This window comes from Prevotella aff. ruminicola Tc2-24 (assembly GCF_900110895.1).
GTDB lineage: Bacteria > Bacteroidota > Bacteroidia > Bacteroidales > Bacteroidaceae > Prevotella.
Window position 1 is genome coordinate 192493 of sequence record NZ_FOIQ01000004.1, and the last position, 16323, is coordinate 208815.

General features: G+C 53.1%; 12 protein-coding genes. 10 read left to right on the forward strand and 2 right to left on the reverse strand.

Annotated elements, in window-relative coordinates:
- The first annotated feature begins 930 nt into the window (after nucleotides 1-930).
- From BMY63_RS08940 to BMY63_RS08980, 9 genes are read left to right on the forward strand one after another with little or no spacing between them, the layout of a single operon-like run.
- Entirely contained in the window at nucleotides 931-1911 is a 981-nt protein-coding gene (locus BMY63_RS08940) for an ROK family protein (protein WP_091916067.1), read from the forward strand.
- 31 nt (nucleotides 1912-1942) lie between these two features.
- The gene (locus BMY63_RS08945; protein WP_091916248.1) at nucleotides 1943-2947 is read left to right on the forward strand and encodes an ROK family protein; all 1005 of its coding nucleotides are present in this window, start codon (nucleotides 1943-1945) and stop codon (nucleotides 2945-2947) included.
- 31 nt (nucleotides 2948-2978) lie between these two features.
- On the forward strand, nucleotides 2979-3959 hold the full coding sequence (locus tag BMY63_RS08950) for an ROK family protein (protein WP_091900903.1): 981 nt from the start codon (nucleotides 2979-2981) through the stop codon (nucleotides 3957-3959).
- A 2-nt stretch (nucleotides 3960-3961) separates the two neighbouring features.
- Complete coding sequence (locus tag BMY63_RS08955) at nucleotides 3962-4378, forward strand: PaaI family thioesterase (protein ID WP_091900902.1); 417 nt, start codon at nucleotides 3962-3964, stop codon at nucleotides 4376-4378.
- Entirely contained in the window at nucleotides 4375-5439 is a 1065-nt protein-coding gene (locus BMY63_RS08960) for an isochorismate synthase (RefSeq protein WP_091916069.1), read from the forward strand. Before BMY63_RS08955 ends, BMY63_RS08960 begins: the two co-directional genes overlap by 4 nt.
- Nucleotides 5440-5473: 34 nt before the next feature.
- Entirely contained in the window at nucleotides 5474-7039 is a 1566-nt protein-coding gene (menD, locus tag BMY63_RS08965) for a 2-succinyl-5-enolpyruvyl-6-hydroxy-3-cyclohexene-1-carboxylate synthase (protein ID WP_091916071.1), read from the forward strand.
- A 4-nt stretch (nucleotides 7040-7043) separates the two neighbouring features.
- The gene (menB, locus tag BMY63_RS08970; RefSeq protein ID WP_091900899.1) at nucleotides 7044-7895 is read left to right on the forward strand and encodes a 1,4-dihydroxy-2-naphthoyl-CoA synthase; all 852 of its coding nucleotides are present in this window, start codon (nucleotides 7044-7046) and stop codon (nucleotides 7893-7895) included.
- Between the two features lie 48 nt (nucleotides 7896-7943).
- Nucleotides 7944-8963: an o-succinylbenzoate synthase gene (menC, locus tag BMY63_RS08975; RefSeq protein WP_091916073.1), complete on the forward strand. Its 1020-nt coding sequence runs from the start codon at nucleotides 7944-7946 to the stop codon at nucleotides 8961-8963.
- Complete coding sequence (locus BMY63_RS08980; RefSeq protein WP_091916075.1) at nucleotides 8954-9946, forward strand: AMP-binding protein; 993 nt, start codon at nucleotides 8954-8956, stop codon at nucleotides 9944-9946. Before menC ends, BMY63_RS08980 begins: the two co-directional genes overlap by 10 nt.
- Here BMY63_RS08980 and BMY63_RS12340 read toward each other — a convergent pair.
- Entirely contained in the window at nucleotides 9933-11870 is a 1938-nt protein-coding gene (locus BMY63_RS12340) for a glucuronyl esterase domain-containing protein (protein ID WP_177178417.1), read from the reverse strand. The two genes, BMY63_RS08980 and BMY63_RS12340, sit on opposite strands and share 14 nt — an antisense overlap.
- A gap of 271 nt (nucleotides 11871-12141) precedes the next feature.
- Entirely contained in the window at nucleotides 12142-13191 is a 1050-nt protein-coding gene (gene aroB, locus BMY63_RS08990; RefSeq protein WP_091916077.1) for a 3-dehydroquinate synthase, read from the reverse strand.
- A gap of 152 nt (nucleotides 13192-13343) precedes the next feature.
- Between aroB and BMY63_RS08995 the strand changes: the two genes are divergently transcribed.
- Nucleotides 13344-16319: a TonB-dependent receptor gene (locus tag BMY63_RS08995; protein ID WP_091916079.1), complete on the forward strand. Its 2976-nt coding sequence runs from the start codon at nucleotides 13344-13346 to the stop codon at nucleotides 16317-16319.
- Nucleotides 16320-16323 lie beyond the last annotated feature (4 nt).

Genomic DNA, 16323 nt, shown 5'->3' on the forward strand with positions numbered 1-16323 from the left:
ACGAAAAAACGAGCGCAGAACAAAATAAGTTCACTTATTTTTTATGCCGAGTACAAGTAACTTCGCGATTTCTATCGCAAAGTTACGAAAAAACGAGAGAAATGCAAAAGAAAAACTTGTTTTCTTTTCATTTCCGAGTGCGTGTAACTTCGCGAATTCTATCATAAAGATACATTTTTCCAGGGTAAGTACCAAACATTTTTATATTATAAACATGACCGCGAAGGAAAATAATCGTACGTTCCTAACGGAAGTAAACAAAATTTATCAGGTGCTTGGAGGAGCGTAAGGCCCCGATTTCAGGGCGTTTCAGCGCCCTCGGAGTTTCCTTCGGGGAAAGTAGGAATCTCCGCCGATGAAACACCCGTTTTCCTCCGAGCCAACTGCGACGCTGCAGGGAGCCTTCTGTAGCCGCACCTTCGGAAGTGACGATTTTGTAAATTTATTCTACCAATATTTGCTTTACTGAGGCCTTAGACCGTCTTGCCCTGAAAAACGTTGAATCAAAATTGGACAATTGGACAAAACTAAAATTCGATTGGAATAGACAGTAATAATGACAATAATTTAATTATATTATATATTATAATATATAATATAATTAATATAATATATATAATATTAATTATTTCCTTTCTTTGTCTTGGTTACGACAAAGAAAAAACATTTTGTCCAATTGTCCAATTGTCCAATCAAGGCGGAATGTACTTCCCTAGAAATAATCTTTTTCAAAAAATATATCCGTTTTTTCTTGCTCGTCCGAAATCATGATTCGGATATGGCATCCCGTTGGTCGCGAGCGACCTGAGGATGAGCACGACAGGCTTAGGAAGCGGGAAGATATTTGTGAAAAATAAAAAAAATAGACGAAAGATTTGGTGGGTTTGTGAAAAATGTATATATTTGCCAAACAGTAACTAAAAAATCATAATGGATCAAGCAGCGGTCAAAAAGCGTGTTGTCGGCGTAGACATCAGTCTGGAGGAGACAACCTATGCTGTCGTGGATGCCAAAGGGGATATCTTCGCCAAGAAGAGTTTTCCTACCAATGACTATCCTGACGTGCATGGGTTCGTGAGCGCATTGAGCGGACATATCCTCGATCTGGTGGAACAGAACGGGGGCTATGAGACCATCCGCGCGGTGGGCATCAGTGCACCCAGTGCCAGTTATATGACGGGGTGTATCATCAACTCAGCCAACCTGCCGTGGAAAGGGGTGATACCCTTGGCAGCGATGCTGCGCGGACGATTAGGACTGGCTGTGGCCGTGGCCAACGATGCGCACGCGATAGCCTTAGGTGAGCATGCTTTCGGCTGCGCTCACGGCATGCAGAACTTCGTGCTGATCACGCTGGGTAGTGGCATGGGCAGCTGCTTCTTCTCGAACGGTGTAGCGCACCAGGGCAACGACGGTATGGGCGGTGAGATCGGACATACGTGTGTGGCGCTGGACGGTCGACAGTGCGGCTGCGGCAACCACGGGTGTCTAGAGACGTACACGGGTGCGCGTGGGATCGTGCAGACGGCTCGTGAGTTGATGAGCGAGACCACTGAGCCCTCGCTGATGAGGGGCGTGGAAGAGCTGACACCCAAGATGATCACAGCCTTCTGTGAGCAGGGTGACAAACTGGCACAGGAGGTGTATCGTCGTACAGGCGAGGTGCTGGGCATGGGCCTGGCCAACTATGCGTCGCTCGTAGACCCCGAGGCGTTTATCTTCGCTGGGGGCGTGTCGAAGGCAGGCGACTGGCTGCTTGAGCCGGCCAAGAAGGCGTTTGAATCGTATGTTTTCCCCAATATCTCTGGACATGTGCAGTTCCTCCTCTCGGAGCTAGACGACGAGACCCACGACGTACTGGGCGCCAGTGTGCTGGCATGGGAGGCGAAAGAGTATTCATTATTTAAGTAGTAAACAGTAATCTAATTCAGTTATGGTGGCAATGGATCAAGTAGATGGTGTTGAGATCGTGGATCAGATTAAAACACGTGTGGTAGGTATCGATATCCGTCTTTCAAGGACTACCTTCGCGGTGGTGGATGTCAGGGGAGAAATCGTGGCTCAGGATCGGTTCGTCACCTCTGATTATCCGGATATCAACGACTATGTGAAGGCGTTGAGCGACAAGGTGATGATGCTGGTCGAGGAGAACGGCGGCTACGAGACGGTGCGCTCCATCGGCGTGAGCGTGCCTAGCGCCAGTTCGGTGACGGGTTGTATAGAGAACGCGGCGAACATGCCATGGAAGGGCGTGATACCACTGGCAGCGATGCTGCGCGACAGACTGGGACTGGCGGTGGCTGTGGCCAACGATGCGCATATCACGGCCCTGGGCGAGAAGGCCTACGGCAGTGCGCATGGGATGCAGGACTTCGTCGTGGTGTCGATTAGTCACGGCGGACTGGGAAGTTGCTTCTTCAGTAACGGGCATCCGCACTTGGGATATAACGGCTTTGCAGGTGAGTTCGGACATACTTGTGTCGAGGTGAACGGACGCCAGTGCGGCTGCGGGCGCAAGGGCTGTCTGGAGACCTACTGCTCGGTCAGGGGACTGCTGACCACCATCGACGAGCTGATGGCGGAGGCCGACGAGCCCACGATGCTGACCGATCTGTGCCAGAAGGATATCGCTTCGATAGCGGCCTGCTGCGACAAGGGTGACAAGCTGGCCATCGAGGCCTTCCGTCGCGTGGGTGATATGCTGGGACTCGGACTGGCTAACTATGCCTCGATACTGAATCCGGAAGCCATCATTCTGACGGGCGACATGACGGCGGCAGGCAAATGGCTGCTCAAGCCCATGCGCGCCTCGTTTGATGAGCACGTTTTCCAGAATATCAAAAACAAGACACGAATACTCGTCTCGATCCTCAAGGAAGGCGAGCGCGACGTGCTGGGCGCCAGTGCTCTGGCATGGGACGTGAAGGAGTACTCGCTGTTCAAATAAGTCAACTATATCATAATACTTTACTAAAACTGTGGAAGAGTTTAATATCAAGACAAGAGTTGTTGGTGTCGATATCAGCAATGAACGTACTACCTATGCAATCGTGGATATCCGCGGGAATATCCTGGCGGAGAATTCCTTCTCTACGGAAGACTATCCTGACATTAACCAATTTGTGACAGTGCTCAGTGAGCGCATCGTGATGCAGGTCGAGGAGAACGGAGGCTATGAGACCATCCGCTCGATCGGCGTGAGCTCACCGAGTGCCAGTCCGGTATCGGGCTGTATCGAGAATGCGGCCAACCTGCCGTGGAAGGGGATGATACCTCTGGCAGCGATGCTGCGCGACAGACTGGGACTGGCCGTGGGACTATCGAACGACGCGCATATATCGGCGCTGGGCGAGTATACCTTCGGCAATGCGCACGGCATGTCGAACTTCGTATTGGTGAGCCTGGGCGTGGGTGTGGGCAGCTGTTTCTTCTCGTCGGGCAGGGACCATCAGGGGCATCTGGGCTTCGCGGGTGAGTTCGGTCATACGTGTATCGTGGATCACGGACGAAAGTGTGCTTGTGGGCACGAGGGCTGTCTGGAGTCGTATGTGGGTGCTGCAGGCATCGTGAACACCGCCCAGGAGGTGTTGGCCGAGAACAGTGGTCCGTCAATGTTGCGCGAGTTGGAGAAATTGTCGCCGCGTACCATCTGCGACTGCTGTAACAAGGGCGACGAAATGGCCATCGAGGTGTTCCGGCGCACGGGTTACATGCTGGGCATCGGACTGGCCAACTATGCCTCGCTCATCGACCCTGAGGCGTTCATCCTGACGGGTGGCATCTCGAAGGCTGGCAGATGGCTGACGGATCCGGCTTATGAGTCGATGGAGGAACATGTGTTTGGCAACCTTCGCGGAAAGGTGAAGTTGCTGACATCGAAACTGGACGATCGTGAGCGCGATGTGCTGGGAGCGAGTGCTCTGGCATGGAGCGTACCAGAATATTCACTGTTTAAATAAAAATGAACGTAGATAGAATCAAAGAAATCATAGAGCAGAAACCGAATCTGAGTACCGCCCTCGGGATGGAGTTCATCTCCACTCCCGAGGTTGATACTTGTATGGCAAGGATGAGAGTCGACGAGCGCAACAGGCAGCCTTTCGGCTTCCTGAGCGGCGGTGCATCGCTGGCATTGGCGGAGAACGTGGCGGGCGTGGGCTCGTCGGCGCTCTGTCCGCACTGCGCTTGTGTGGGCATAGAGGTCAGCGGCAGTCATGTGAAGGCCGTAGCCGAAGGGGATACCGTGACGGCCTATGCGCGGATGTTGCATAAAGGCAAGACCCTGCATGTGTGGAACGTGGATATCAAGGATACCTCGGGAGAGTTGATCTCGAATGTCCGAGTGACGAACTATATCATCAGACAGAAGAAGGGATGACAGGATTCGCACTTTTCCGACTGCCTTATGCCATGGAGGCAACCTGCGTCCGTCAGACGACAGGGGAGCCCACGGAGTTGAAGGCCTGTCAGGAGCTGAACGGGCGACAGGGGTTCGTGATGGCGCCCTTTGAGGTGAAGACGGGACAGCCCATCCTGCTGATACGACCTGACGAGGTGACGATCGTCGATCTGCGCGAGGGCATCACGGGACTGCAAGGGGCGATACCGCCTTTGGACGCAGTTCCGACGGCCGGGGGTAGCAGAGACTCGTACGCTATCGACTTTGCTAATTTCCACGCGCAGCTGTGCATGGGCACTTTCCAGAAGATCGTGCTGGCACGGTGTGCCGACGAGCCGCAGACAGAGGCGCTGTCGCCCGAGGCGCTGTTCATGAGGGCCTGTGAGCGCTATCCGCGTATGTTCATCGCCCTTGTCTGGACGGCCAAGAGCGGCTGTTGGCTGACGGCCACGCCTGAGATCTTGTTGGAAGGACAGGATAACCACTGGCGCACCATCGCTCTGGCTGGTACCATGCGACTGGAAGGCGAGAGTCTGGCAGGCGAGGGAGAGACAGCCACGTGGACCACGAAGAACATCCAGGAGCAGCGTATCGTGACCACATATATCACGGAGTGCCTGGAGCAGTTTACCAGCGAATTCCACGAGGAGGGGCCTCGGACGGTTCGGGCGGCCGACCTGGTGCACCTGAGGAGCGACTTCACGTTTACGCTCCCTGACAACCAGCATATCGGCGACCTGTTGCAGGTGCTCCATCCCACTCCGGCGGTCTGCGGACTGCCCAAGCGCGAGGCCTTCCGTTTCATCACCCATAACGAGCATACCCCTCGGCGCTACTACTCGGGATTCATGGGGATGATCGGTGAGATGGAGACACACCTCTATGTGTCGCTGCGGTGCATGAACATCGCGAGGGACGGCTATCGGCTTTATGCCGGTGGTGGACTGCTGAAGGAGAGCTCCGAGGAACTGGAGTGGCAGGAGACAGAGGCGAAGATGGAGACCATGAGACGAATATTGGATAATCAATTATCATATTAATTCATTTTATTGTTAAATTTTAAATTGTGATACTATGTATAGCAATAAAGAAAATGTGAACATCCTGACGTCACTGCTGTCGACGTTTGGAGTGAGGCACGCCGTAGTGTGCCCAGGTAGTAGGAACGCAGCCATCGTGCACAACCTCAACGAGTGCCCTGAGATCACGTGCATCCCTGTGACTGACGAGCGCTCAGCGGGCTTCTATGCCTTGGGCATGGCGCTCGGTGAGAACTTGCCTGTGATCGTGTGTGTGACCAGTGGCACAGCCTTGTTAAACCTGATACCTGCCGTTGCGGAGGCGTATTATCAGTGCGCACCGCTGATCGTGGTGTCGGCCGACCGTCCGCCGCAGTGGATAGACCAGTTGGACGGACAGACGTTGCCACAGCCTGATGCTCTCGGACGGTTCGTGCGCAAGGCGGTGACGCTGCCTGAGCCGCACAATGAGGAAGAACACTGGTATTGTAACCGTTTGGTGAACGAGGCGCTGCTGGAGACATTGCATCACGGCGGTGGCCCCGTACATATCAACGTGCCCATTACGGAGCCGTTGTTCGAGTTCACCGTCAAGAAGTTGCCTGAGGAACGGGAGATCGACTGCACAGCCAACGAACTCTCGGAAGACGAGGCTGCCGCTGTCACCCTGCACTTCCTGCAGGCCGAACGACCGCTGCTGCTTAGTGGGCAGCCGTTGAACGCGCTGATGGACGAGGCCGTGTATCTCGTGGCCGATGATGAGAGCTACACACCCGACTTCGTGCTGAACATGGGTGGCTCTGTCGTGAGCAAGCGCCTGAAGCAATACCTGAGAAGGGCCAAGGAGAGCTGGCTGGTGAACGAGGCGGGAACGATGGCCGACCCATTCATGAACCTGACATATGTCATCGAGGGTTGCCGCAGTGATGTGGAGGACTATCTGACTACGGTGCTGGAAGTGCGGAAGATTGACTTCGTGGAGAAGTGGAAAGATTTGTTGGACAGGATCAGGGATCACGTGAATGCCTACCAGCCTGACTATTCGCAGATGGCGGCCGTGAAACTGTTTGAGAAGAAGATCGGCCAGGCTGAGGATATGTACGTGCATTACGCGAACTCGACGGCCATCCGTCTGGCGAACACCTATGCCGAGCATGAGGTGTTCTGTAATCGGGGCGTGAACGGCATCGACGGGTCGCTGTCGACGGCGGCTGGCTTCTCGTGCGTGACGGACAAGAAGGTGTTCTGTGTCATCGGCGACCTGAGTTTCTTCTACGACCAGAATGCGCTGTGGAACCAGAACCTGCGCGGGAACCTGCGTATCCTTTTGCTGAACAACGGACGTGGGGGTATCTTCAACACGCTGAAGGGTCTGGAGAACAGTGAGGCGCGCGACACGCTCGTGGCTGCCAAGCACCACACCACGGCAGAGGGTATCTGTGCGCAGAACAAGGTGGACTACATGAAGGTAAAAAGCATGAGGGATCTGAAGAAGGGTATCGAAAAGTTGGTCGACTCGAAGAGCAGACGCCCCATGCTGCTGGAGGTGTTCACGGATGTCGATGAGGATACGCGTGTCGTCAAGGACTATTATGAATCATTGAAACAAGTAAAAATTTGAAGCTATGAGACAGTGGAAAACTATCAAGGAGTTTAAGGAAATACTGTTCGAGGAATATAACGGTATCGCGAAGATCACCATCAACAGACCGCGTTACCGCAACGCTTTTACGCCGAAGACCACCTGGGAGCTATCGCAGGCCTTCTCGTTGTGCAGGGAGATGCAGGACATCAGTGTGGTGCTGTTGACAGGTGCCATGTCGGAGGTGCCAGAGGGACAGCAGCTCGCCGACGTGAAGCATGCCTTCTGCTCGGGGGGCGATATGCATGTGAAGGGACGGGGCGGCTATGTCGACGAGGAGGGTGTACCACGTCTGAGTGTGCTCGACGTGCAGATGCAGATACGGCGCCTGCCCAAGCCCGTCATTGCCATGGTGAACGGCTATGCCATCGGCGGCGGTCATGTGCTGCATCTGGTGTGCGACCTGACCATCGCCTCGGAGAATGCCATCTTCGGACAGACGGGACCTAAGGTGGGCTCGTTTGATGCGGGCTTCGGCTCGTCGTACCTCGCGCGGATCGTGGGACAGAAGAAAGCCCGCGAGATATGGTTCCTCTGTAGGCAGTACACGGCCAAGGAGGCCGAGGAGATGGGGATGGTGAACAAGGTGGTACCCATCGAGCGTCTCGAGGACGAGTGCGTGGAGTGGGCGGAGATTATGATGGAGCGCTCGCCGCTGGCATTGCGTATGATCAAGGCCGGACTGAACGCCGAGCTCGACGGACAGGCGGGCATCCAGGAGCTGGCTGGCGACTGTACGATGCTGTACTACTTCCTCGACGAGGCGCAGGAGGGAGGAAAGGCGTTCCTCGAGAAGCGGAAGCCTGACTTCAAGAAATATCCGAAGCTGCCATAGGATGTTGATCTCAGGGAGCTGTCTCCCGACTCCAGAAAACTTATAACAATGAAATACAGAATAGAGAAAAGAGTGCTGCATTTTAAGCAGCCAGCAGGGACATCCAGAGGTGTGTATACCACGCGTAAAATCTGGCTGGTGCTGCTCTCTGACGGGGAGCGTCAGGGAGTAGGGGAGTGTGCGCCCCTGCCTGATCTGAGTTGTGATGCCTTGGAGGATGAGAGGTATCAGAGTATATTGAGTAAGGTGTGCGAGGAGGTCTGCGACACGGGTATCGTGAACTACGACTACCTGCGCGACTACCCCTCGATGCTCTTCGGACTGGAGACGGCCTTGCTCAATCTGAAGTTGGGAGACAGACTCTTTGACACGTCCTTCAGTCGGGGTGAGGAGGGCATACCCATCAACGGACTGGTATGGATGGGTAATTATGATGAGATGCTCCGTCGGATGGAAGAGAAACTCGAACAGGGCTTCCATTGTGTGAAACTGAAGATCGGAGCCATCGACTTCGAGCAGGAACTGGATCTGGTGAGACGGATACGGGCTCGCTTCACGCATCATGAGGTGGAATTGCGATTGGATGCCAATGGGGCCTTCCCTTATCAGGAGGCGCTCTATAAGCTGGAGTTGTTATCGCAGTATAATATCCATTCTATCGAGCAGCCCATCAAGGCCGGACAGTGGGGGTATATGGCTGAGCTCTGTAGGGAGTCGCCCCTGCCCATCGCACTCGACGAAGAGCTGATAGGCATTAATGATCCGGAAATGAAGCGTCATATGCTTGGGATGGTCAAACCACGATATATCATCCTGAAACCCTCACTCCATGGTGGTATGATGGGGTGCAGAGAGTGGATTGGCATTGCGGCCGATCTAGGTATTGGCTCATGGATTACCTCGGCTCTGGAGAGTAATATCGGTCTGAACGCCATCGCCCAGTTTGCTTCGGAGGTGTATGGCGACCATATCGGTATGCCGCAGGGGTTGGGAACGGGCCAGTTGTTCACTGATAATATCCCGATGCCACTTGAGATACGTGGCGACAGACTATGGCGATGTCGTTAGACCAGTTCCTTGAGGAGTGGAATAACGCCTCGCCTTATGTGCGCGTGCAGACCAGTGGTAGTACGGGCGCACCGAAGCCGATGCTCGTGGAGAAGCAACGGATGCTGGCCTCGGCCCGTCGTACGAACGACTTTCTCGGTCTGCGCAAAGGTGACACGGCCCTGCTCTGTATGTCGCTCGACTATATCGCTGGTAAGATGATGGTGGTGCGGGCCCTGGAACGTGGTCTGCGACTGGTGACGGTTCAACCCTCGGGGCATCCGCTTCAGAAGTCTGTCGCTGAGGATGACGTGCTCACCTTCGCTGCCATGGTGCCCTTGCAGGTTTACAACGCATTACAGGTTGACGAGGAGCGCGAGCGTCTGAGAAGGATACGACATCTGATTATCGGAGGTGGGGCTATCGACGTGTCGTTGACTGAAGGACTGAAGGACTTCCCCAATGCCGTGTGGAGCACCTATGGTATGACGGAGACCCTCTCGCATATCGCACTCCGTCGCATCAACGGGCCTGAGGCATCAGACTGGTATACGCCGTTCCCATCGGTGGGTGTCAGTGTGTCGGCAGACGACTGTCTGGTTATCGATGCTCCGGAGGTGTGCGCGGAACGTCTCGTAACCAATGATATCGTCGAACTGGTACAGACGGAACAGGGGGGGCGCTTCCGTATCCTCGGAAGGAAGGATAATGTGATCTGCTCTGGTGGCATTAAGATCCAGGCGGAGGAGGTGGAGCGCCTGTTGCGCCCTCATCTCTCGGCGCCCTATATCATCACTAAGTGTCCGGATACAAAGTTCGGCGAGATCGTGGTGTTGCTGACAGAGGGGACGGTTGACGAGGCGCGCACGGTCTGTGAGACGGTGCTGAGCGGATACCTCCGCCCTCGTGGCTATATCCATGTAGACAAAATACCGCTGACGGAGACTGGAAAGCCTGCCCGTCAGCGGATATTAGAGATTGCGAGGTACTCTATTTTACAATAACTTTCTTAGTGCGCGTATGCCCGTCTTCTAACTGCTCGTTGCAAATGTTAACTCCTTTGGCGAGATTCTTGCGGGGCATGCCTGCGATAGAATAGATCTGTCGACTGACGACCTTCTTCTGATCGTCGTTGTCGATGGCGCGGATACTGCTTTCTGTGTTCTCCACGACCTCGCGTGTGACGCTTTCGAAGGGAACGGTGAGCCGTTCCTGTCCATAGCGCTGGATGGCAAAATAGGTATAGCTGGTGGTCAACTCATAGACCAGCTCGTTGACACCTGCCTGGATGGGCGGATACATCTCTGCCTGTGCTTCTCCAAACTCGTCTCTGAGGGAAATCTTCCATTGCAGGCCTTCTGGTAGTGGCTCTGAGGTCTTGACGGTGATGATGTGCTTGGTGCCTTGGTTGACATCGCAGCCCCAGCCAGAACCTCCAATCTCGCCCCATTGGCCGGAGAATGTGGCGGTGCCGCTGTAGATCTTACCATCGGCGGCAGCATCACCTGTGACGGAACTCGACCAGTTCGTGAGCAGTGGCAGTTGTTCCTTGGTGCCGATGGCAGGACCGTTAGGCACGTAGGTCTGCTCCACAAACTCTGCCGGCTCACGGACGCCCCACCAGCCCATCCACCAGTCGAGATCGGCTTCTGGTGCAACCACCTTTGTGCCGTTGGCAGTAGACAGGTAGAAGTCGGAGGCGATACGTACGTTTGTGTTGACATCTTCTTTGCCGAGCAGGAAACGGTCTAGATAGGCCTCGACCTCAGGCTCTTGAGTCTCCGGCAACTGACAATGGCCGTGGTCGCTAACGAAGGAATAGCCTACACGGTCGCCGATGCCGTATTGCTCCCATACCTTTGCTGCGGCATTCATGGAGACAAAACCCGACTGGTCGGCCAGCCATATCTGTGTGGGGTTGCCAAGCATCAACAGAGCACGTGGGCACACCATCGCAGCCAGCTCATGATGGTCGTAGGGAAGGTAGGAGACATCCTTGCCTCCGTATTCGTTCTTCAGTTTCTCCATGAACCAGTGGTAGTCGGTACGGTCGAGACTCTCCACACCAGAATCACCGGCATTGAGAACATCCTTGTTGAGAACGCGTGAGAAACGCCATGCGGCAGCGCCACCACCACCTGGTTCCTGGGCGATGGTCAGGGCGATTCGCTCGTCGAAGGCTCCGCAGAAAAGGGCCATTTTACCAGCGTAGGAGCATCCTGTGACACCGATATGCTTGGTGTCGATCTTAGAGACCTCAGGACCAAGCTGCTGGAGACCGTCGATTAGACGACTCAGTCCCCACGCCCATTCGCTGTAGGCTCCGTTTCCTACCAGCTCAGGATAGAGGCGCTCGAACTCGCGCTTGCCAGAGTCGAAGAACTGACTGTAGCCATTGACCTGTGACGACGAGAAGTTCATGTAGGCGATAGGTCTTGACGTGATGAGCGTGTTCGTCAGACTGATATTGTCCATGCCGATCATCAAAGGATAGGGGGCCTCTCCTGTCGAGGGGTAGTGGATGGTCGCACTGAGCTCCAGTGCTTCGCCGTTGATGGTGACTGTCACCCTGAGTGTGTCGACATCCATCTTGGCAGTGACGGCCGAGGAAGCGACGGCAGGCTTGGTGCCGATCTCGTAATGCTGGATCTCCTTGGCAATCTCGCCTCTTCGCTGTGCCCAGTCGGAAAAGTCTGTGGCACGTCCGCTGCCGTCAGACCACTCCAGAGGGTCTGGCAGAGGGTCAATCCTGCGTCCCTCAGCCTTGGTCGGCAGGACGGGGTGAACATTCTCACCTGTGTTCTCCACCTCGTAAACAAGGGGGATGTCTGTGGCTGTTCTTGTCTTGCCGCTTAGAGGTGAGAGAACCTGTGCTGATGCTCCTAAGCAGGTGAGTAGCACGAGGGTAAGGGTAGAAAGTTTCTTCATAAGTCTTGGTTTTTTAAGTGAATGAATAGATTTGGTTGTGCTTATAACGACAAAAATACAATAATCATGGATAAACGACTTTCAAAATGGGCTCAAAAATAGTGGGTTTTGTCTCATCTTTGTATCATATGGAAGAAAAAAGATACTTTGGAAAAGAAAAGGTTACATGATATAAAGTGAGATAGGGTCACTCTCACGAGCAACCCTATCTGCGATTAGTTAGTAATATGATTAGGTCTATTATTAAGTTGATTGGTAACTTATCGGGTTGTCAGCACTCTCTGTAGAAGTCGAGTGCCTCGAATATTTCTTCTTTTGTGGCCGTCTGGTTGATACGGATGTCTCCGATACCTCCAAGCAGCGTGAAGTTGATGATGCCCGAGGTGTTCTTCTTGTCGTGAGTCATGAGCTCGAAGAGATCGGGGTAGTCGTCGCAGGTGATGGTCATCTTACCATAGTGCTCTTTGATGAAACTGACCGTCTGCCGCATCTTGTCCGATGGGAATCCTGTCTTGACAGTACTCAGGTAGAGCTCGCATATCAGGCCCCAGGCAACAGCATAGCCATGGAGTACAGGCTTGTGTCTGAGAGCGAAAGACTCAAAGGCATGACCTGCGGTGTGACCGAGGTTCAGAGCCTTACGGATGCCCTGTTCTGTGGGGTCTTCCTCGACGATGCGCTCCTTCACAGCAACGCTGTCGGCCACCATCTGTCTGAGCTTTGCAAGATCTGGCTGCTCCAGATCGAAGGTGATGAGTTCTGCCCACATCTGTTCGCCAGAGATCAGACCGTGCTTAAGCATTTCTGCATAGCCGGAACAGATATTCTCTCTGTCGAGTGTCTGAAGGAACTGAGTGTCGAGGATAACGGTGTGAGCATTGCTGAATACACCAATCTCGTTTTTCAGTCCTCCGAAGTTGATACCTGTCTTTCCACCGACAGAGGCATCAACCATGGCAAGAAGCGTGGTAGGGATGTTGATATAGCTGATACCTCGTTTGAAGGTAGAAGCTGCAAAACCTCCAAGATCCGTCACCATACCTCCACCTATATTTATTAATAAGGAGTGACGTGTGCCTCCACCTTTGCCCAGTTCCTCCCACACGTGCGTCAGGGAACAGAGTGTCTTACAGGCATCGGTGGCTCCGATCACGATATGGTAAGCGCTCCCCAGACCGTCGACCTTCTCGATGGCGGGGACACAGAGTCTTTCCGTCGTTTCGTCTGCAAGAATAAACACACGGTCGTACTCACATTTTTTCATGGCTGTTGTGAGTGCTTGTTCAAGCTGATCGGATATAACGACTTCTTGTCGGGTCATCTTTTAATGGTTCGGGTCTGTCTTTATTGATTCGCCGACAAAGATACGATAAATTTTCATAAATTACATCATATTTAAGAAAAAAATGCAACTCGCTTATTAAACTTTCCGTTGCGGGTTGCGTCAAAAGTTCAAAAAAAACTAAAGATAGAATGAGAAAACTAATGATTCTGACTGTCTTTCTGTCGATGACAGTCACGCTGTTCGCCCAGCACAAGGTAACGGGAAAGGTTATTGAACAAGACACAAAAGAAGCCGTTATACAGGCGACCGCATCTCTGTTGAGTGGTGAGAAAGTAGTATCCAATGCATTAACCAACACAGAAGGTTATTTTTCCATTACAGCCCCTGGCGATGGTACATATACGCTGAGAGTGACATTCGTGGGCTTCAAGACCTACACGAAGAAGATCTCAATCAAGGATGGTAAGGACTATCATGCCGGCACTATCTCACTGGCTCCCGATGCCATCATGTTGAAGGGTGCCACTGTGACGGCACATGCATCGAAGGTGACACTGAAGGCCGATACCTTTGTCTACAACGCCAATGCCTTCCGTACCCCAGAGGGATCGGTGGTTGAGGAACTGGTGAGACGACTGCCTGGTGCCGAGGTCAGCGACGACGGTTCTATTAAGATTAATGGTAAGGAGGTGAAGAAAATCCTCGTGGAGGGTAAAGAGTTCATGACGGGCGACACCAAGACGGCCTTGAAGAACCTGCCCACCAATATCATCGATCGTATCAAGGCCTACGACAGACAGAGTGACCTTGCTCGTGTATCAGGCATTGAGGACGGTGAGGAGGAGACCGTGCTCGACTTCGGCGTTAAACCGGGTATGAACAAAGGATTCATGTTGAACGCCGACCTGGGAGCTGGTACAGAGCATCGTTATGCAGGTCGTATCTTTGGTGGCTTGATGAGTGACGGCTTGAACCTGATGATGATGACCAATGCTAATAACACCAACGATATGGGCTTCCCTGGTGGTGGCGGAGGCGGACGCTTCGGCATGGGACGTCAGGGACTGACTGCCATGAAGATGACAGGTGTCAATATCAACTACGAGAAGACCAATAAGCTGAGGTTGGATGGTAGTGTGCGCTGGAACCACAGTGATGGTGACGTGTTCTCCAAGAGTTCTACGGAGGATATCTTCGGTGAGAACGTGTCTCAGTTTGGTAACAGCCGACGGAACCAGTATTCGCGCTCAGACGGCTGGAACGCGCAGATGCGTCTGGAGTGGCAGCCCGACTCAATGACGAACATCTTATTCCGTCCGAACTTCAGATATAACGTCAGTGATGGTGCTAACTCCAGTACGAGAGCTACTTTCGACAAGAACCCCTATGACTATGTTGACGATCCTTTGGCATCGGTGAAGGAACTTGCACAGAAGTATGGCTTCGTGAAGAACTTCAGTGAGCAGGATGGTATCAGCTATGATTCCTCGAAGAATCTCGGTGGTATGTTGCAGTTCAACAGACGCCTGAACAACAGAGGGCGTAACATCACCTTGCAGTTGAATGGTAATTGGAGCGAGGGTAGGAGCAAATCGATGAGCAATGACTTCACGGAGATGTTCCAACTGATGAACTATTTGGGTACGAGCGACTCTATCAAACAGACTAACCGCTATAGTGTGACGCCAGAGGATCGCTGGGGCTATAGTGCGAGAATGACCTACAGTGAGCCTATCATGCGTCAGGTGTACTTGCAGTTCAGCTATACATACCAGTACAGCTTTACGAAGAGCGATCGTGCTACCTATAGTCTGACAGGTGTCGACTATTCCGGTATTGTTCCTACCTATCGTAACTGGGATGCATATCTGGGTCGACTGGCTAATCCTCTTGATATGTATGAGGATGTGAAACTGAGTCGTAAGTCGGAATATAAGAACTATATCCATACTGGTGAGGTGATGCTGCGCATCGTTCGTCCTGCCTATAATTTCAATATCGGTTTCCAGGTGATTCCTCAGAAGACACATTTCATGCAGGACTATCAGGGCGTTCATGCAGATACGACGCGTACGGTGGTCAACTTCACGCCGACTCTTGACTTCCGTTGGAAGAAGTCTATGACGGGTCAGTTGCGCTTCACCTATCGTGGACGTAGTCAGCAGCCGTCGATGAGCGATCTGCTTGATATCGAGGACGATAGCGACTATCTGCGTATCACAAAGGGTAACCCAGGTCTGAAGCCCTCGTTCACCCAGAACTTCACCCTCTTCTATAATGACTATTTCCAGAAGCACCAGCGGGCTGTGATGACCTTCGTGAACTTCTCGACGACCAGCAATTCTATTGCCAACAAGACGACGCTTGACAAGTCAAGAGGTGCTACGATCACACAACCAGTGAATGTGAATGGTAACTGGAATGGTAATTTGGGCTTCATGTTCAATACCGCAGTCGACTCTGCCGGCTTCTACAATGTGAACGCTTTCACGAATCTGAGCTATAATCGTCGTGTGGGATTCGTCAGTGTCGATATGAAGTCTGATTCTCAGAAGAGCTCTACTAATACGATGGGCATCGGCGAGCGTCTGGCAGGTAGCTATCGTAACGAATGGTTGGAGGTGGAGCTGAACGGCTCATTGAACTACAACCACTCTCGCAGTAAGCTCCAGCCGAACAACAACCTCGATACTTGGATGTTCTCTTATGGCGGTATGGTAGGCGTGACGGCTCCTTGGGGTACGTCGCTCACAACCAACATGAATATGCAGAGCCGTCGTGGTTATAGCGACAAGTCGATGAACACCAATGAGCTGATATGGAATGCACAGATCTCACAGAGCTTCCTGAAGGGAAATGCACTGACCATCTCACTGCAGCTCTATGATATCTTGAAGCAGCAGTCGACCGTGAGTCGTATGATTTCTGAGATGCAGCGTAGTGATACGGAGTATAATGCCATCACCAGCTATGGCATGGTGCACGTGATCTATCGTCTGAATGTCTTCGGCGGAAGAGGTGCCCGTGGTGGCTTTGGCGGTCCCTTCGGTGGCGGTCCTCGTGGTGGTGCAGGTCCTCGTGGCGGTGCAGGTCCTCGTGGCGGTGCAGGTCCTCGTGGCGGCGGTCCTCGTGGTGGCGGCTTCGGTGGCCCAGGACGCTTCTAACTTC

What these genes read in the sequence shown, in the direction of transcription:
- aroB (WP_091916077.1), bottom strand. Translation starts at nt 13,191, where the DNA reads ATGACCCGACAAGAAGTCGTTATATCCGATCAGCTTGAACAAGCACTC.
- BMY63_RS08995 (WP_091916079.1), top strand. Translation starts at nt 13,344, where the DNA reads ATGAGAAAACTAATGATTCTGACTGTCTTTCTGTCGATGACAGTCACG.
- menB (WP_091900899.1), top strand. Translation starts at nt 7,044, where the DNA reads ATGAGACAGTGGAAAACTATCAAGGAGTTTAAGGAAATACTGTTCGAG.
- menD (WP_091916071.1), top strand. Translation starts at nt 5,474, where the DNA reads ATGTATAGCAATAAAGAAAATGTGAACATCCTGACGTCACTGCTGTCG.
- BMY63_RS08940 (WP_091916067.1), top strand. Translation starts at nt 931, where the DNA reads ATGGATCAAGCAGCGGTCAAAAAGCGTGTTGTCGGCGTAGACATCAGT.
- BMY63_RS08945 (WP_091916248.1), top strand. Translation starts at nt 1,943, where the DNA reads ATGGATCAAGTAGATGGTGTTGAGATCGTGGATCAGATTAAAACACGT.
- BMY63_RS08960 (WP_091916069.1), top strand. Translation starts at nt 4,375, where the DNA reads ATGACAGGATTCGCACTTTTCCGACTGCCTTATGCCATGGAGGCAACC.
- BMY63_RS08980 (WP_091916075.1), top strand. Translation starts at nt 8,954, where the DNA reads ATGTCGTTAGACCAGTTCCTTGAGGAGTGGAATAACGCCTCGCCTTAT.
- BMY63_RS12340 (WP_177178417.1), bottom strand. Translation starts at nt 11,870, where the DNA reads ATGAAGAAACTTTCTACCCTTACCCTCGTGCTACTCACCTGCTTAGGA.
- BMY63_RS08955 (WP_091900902.1), top strand. Translation starts at nt 3,962, where the DNA reads ATGAACGTAGATAGAATCAAAGAAATCATAGAGCAGAAACCGAATCTG.
- menC (WP_091916073.1), top strand. Translation starts at nt 7,944, where the DNA reads ATGAAATACAGAATAGAGAAAAGAGTGCTGCATTTTAAGCAGCCAGCA.